The sequence below is a fragment of the Acinetobacter sp. UBA3025 genome, from assembly GCF_002367915.1.
In the GTDB taxonomy this organism is placed as follows: Bacteria; Pseudomonadota; Gammaproteobacteria; order Pseudomonadales; family Moraxellaceae; genus Acinetobacter.
This window is the reverse complement of the sequence record NZ_DFDO01000323.1, coordinates 1-3116: the sequence shown is the minus strand read 5'-3', so window position 1 is coordinate 3116 and position 3116 is coordinate 1. Positions and strand designations below refer to the sequence as shown.

At 39.4% G+C, this 3116-nt stretch carries 3 protein-coding genes; all 3 read left to right on the top strand.

The genetic code is table 11. The annotated features are described in order from the left end of the window. Positions 1-1049 (top strand): MFS transporter (locus B4J23_RS13770; RefSeq protein ID WP_291361394.1); only part of this gene is annotated, 1049 nt, incomplete at its 5' end. Positions 1050-1099: 50 nt separating this feature from the next. After that, complete coding sequence (locus tag B4J23_RS13765; protein WP_291361392.1) at positions 1100-1768, top strand: 3-oxoacid CoA-transferase subunit A; 669 nt, start codon at positions 1100-1102, stop codon at positions 1766-1768. Beyond that, positions 1768-2442 (top strand): 3-oxoacid CoA-transferase subunit B, encoded by a 675-nt coding sequence (locus B4J23_RS13760; RefSeq protein ID WP_180002014.1) that lies wholly within the window; start codon positions 1768-1770, stop codon positions 2440-2442. Before B4J23_RS13765 ends, B4J23_RS13760 begins: the two co-directional genes overlap by 1 nt. Positions 2443-3116: the final 674 nt, after the last annotated feature.

Below are 3116 nucleotides of genomic sequence, written 5' to 3'. Positions count from 1 at the left end.
TTGGTGGCTGGGCTTGTGACCGCTTTGGACGAGTTCGGGTGATTGTGATTGCGATCGCTTTATTCTCTTCATTAACTTTCTGGTTGGGCTTTACTCAAAGCTATGAAGAATTTAAGTGGATGCGTTTCTTTTCAGCAATTGGCTTAGGCGCCCTCTATATTGCCTGTAATACGCTAATGGCAGAGTATGTGCCAACAAAATATCGTTCTACAGTACTTGCTGCTTTAATGACAGGTTGGACACTTGGTTCAGTCGTTGCCACTGTACTTGCAGGATGGCTGCTTCCAGAGCTAGGCTGGCGTTATCTTTACTATATTGCCATTGTTCCGATTGTTCTTGCGATTGGCATGTTCTTCCTGGTACCAGAACCACAAGCCTGGTTAAAGGCACGTCAAGAAAGATTGGCAGCCAAAGCCAGTGGCGTAGTGCAGGAAAAACCGAAGAATACGTTTAAAATGATCTTTGCCGATGCGTTAAGCCGACGCATGTTCATTCTCTGGTCATTCAGTACTGCATTCTTACAGTTTGGTTATTATGGTGTAAGTAACTGGTTACCTGCTTATCTGGAATCAGATCTTGGCATCAAGTTTAAAGAAATGACCACCTATATGATTGGGACCTTCCTGATCATGATGTGTACCAAAGTGATCGCGGGCATTATTGCGGATAAAATTGGTCGTCGTGCAGTATTTGCTTTCGGTACCATGGGCACCGCAATCTTTATTCCCATCATTGTCTTTGGTAATACACCAGACAACATCTTATGGCTGATGCTGTTTTTCGGATTCCTTTACGGTATTCCATATGGCATTAACGCGACTTATATGACAGAAAGTTTCTCTACTAAAGTCCGTGGTACAGCTACAGGTGGCGCTTATAACATTGGCCGTCTAGGCGCAGTATTGGCACCTTTAACCATCGGTTATTTTGCGCAAGGTGGCTCAATTGGTACAGGTCTACTGATTATGAGTGTGGCTTATTTTATTTGTGGTTTGATCCCAGCGATTTTCATTAAAAACCGTTTATTTGACCCACAAAAAGCTGACTAATTGATTAATCAAACATTTATAAAGACAGGAAGATGCTAGGAAGCAATTAAATGAATAAAATCACACAGGATATCGAAACCATACTCAAGCAGATTCCAGATGGTGCGCATATTATGACTAGTGGCTTCGGTCTGGCAGGACAGCCAATCGAACTGATTGAAGCTTTGATTGATATGGGTCCTAAAGATCTGACCATCATCAACAATAATGCTGCTTCTGGTGATCGTGGCTTAACCAACCTGTTATTGTCAGGACTGGTGAAAAAAATGATCTGTTCATTTCCTCGTGCCAATAACTCCAAGGTGTTTGAAGAGCTGTATAAAGCTGGAAAGGTTGAACTAGAGTTGGTACCACAAGGCAATCTGGCTTGCCGTATTCAAGCTGCAGGTGCAGGTCTGGGGGCTATTTTTACGCCTACAGGATACGGCACTAAGATAGCTGAAGGTAAGGAAACCCGCCATATCAATGGCAAGGACTATGTGCTGGAATATCCAATTCATGCAGACTATGCCTTGGTTTATGGCAATCAGGCTGATCAATGGGGCAACTTGACCTACCGTAAAGCAGCGCGAAACTTTGGCCCGTTAATGGCAAAAGCAGCCAAAACCACGATTGCTCAAGTACATGAAATTGTAGAGCTAGGCGAGCTTGATCCAGAGATTATCGTAACACCAGGTATTTTTGTGCAGCATGTGGTGAAGGTAGGAGATATTAAATAATGACAATTCAAAAACGTACACGTGAACAAATTGTAGAAAAAGTTGCACAAGATATTCCAACCGGTTCTTATGTGAATTTAGGTATTGGTTTACCAACACGCGTTGCCGGTTATTTAAAACCTGAACAGGATATTATTCTGCATTCTGAAAATGGCGTTCTGGGTTTTACCGCTTTAACTGACCCTGAACTCGCTGATGATGATCTGATTAATGCTGGTAAAGAACTGGTGAGCATGTTGGATGGCGGCAGTTTTATGAACTCTGCAGATTCCTTCGATATTATGCGTGGCGGTCATTTAGATTTCTGTATTATGGGCGCCTTTCAGGTCGCCGTGAACGGTGATCTCGCTAACTGGCATACCGGTGCACTGGATGCGGTTCCAGCAGTGGGTGGGGCGATGGATCTGGCGGTTGGTGCTCGCTGTGTCTATGTTTGCATGGAACATGTCACAAAAAATGGCGAACCACGAATTGTGGAAGAGCTGACTTATCCAATTACTGGTAAAAACTGCGTTGACCGTATTTATACCGATTTGTGCATTATTGAACTCAAAGATAATCAGGCTTGGGTGCTAGAAATAGTGGATGGCTTGAGTTTCGAAGAACTTCAGCAGCAGACCGGATGCAAGTTGCTCGATGGCCGTGCAGCTGCACAGTTAAAAGCATCCATATAATAAGCTAAATCTTTTAAATATGGTTAAAAATCTCAGCTTAGGCTGCGATTTTTTTATGTGCTGTATATTTTTGTGCTTAGTTGCGTATTCTAAAAGCGGACATTTCTATTTTGGGCTTACACTTTAGAGTTCGTATAACAGCCATTATGTTAAATAAGTCATAAATTAACCTGAATTCTGCTTAACCCAACAATTCGATTACAAAATTATTGGTTTGATCAAAATTAAAGTTATTTAAAATACTTAAATCAGAATTTTATGTTTAATATAAACTATATAAAGAAAATTAATTAAAAAAAAGAAAGTATATAAATAAACATCTAATCTGGAAATTTTAATGAAATTCATATAATCGTCTTTAAAATTAATGATCACTCCATCTTGGTTCCACATTCTAAAAATAATATTTCTATTTTTAGATGTTATATAATACTCAATCATATAAATTTTATGATTGTTTTTTCCACTTGAGATATATGGGCACTTTATATTTACTAAATGGCATTGGAATAATAGTTTTTCATTATTTTTTATCTTAATAACTTGAGGTATACCATAACGTGTTGGCGTTCTTCCCTTTAAAACGTAAGTATTTCCTTGAAGGGTAAATTTATCTATAATTAAATTTTTCTCCATTTCTTCAATATTTATTGATTAGACTTCCGTCATAAATC

Coding starts and splice junctions, on each gene's coding strand:
- B4J23_RS13760 (WP_180002014.1), top strand. CDS start 1,768: ATGACAATTCAAAAACGTACACGTGAACAAATTGTAGAAAAAGTTGCA.
- B4J23_RS13765 (WP_291361392.1), top strand. CDS start 1,100: ATGAATAAAATCACACAGGATATCGAAACCATACTCAAGCAGATTCCA.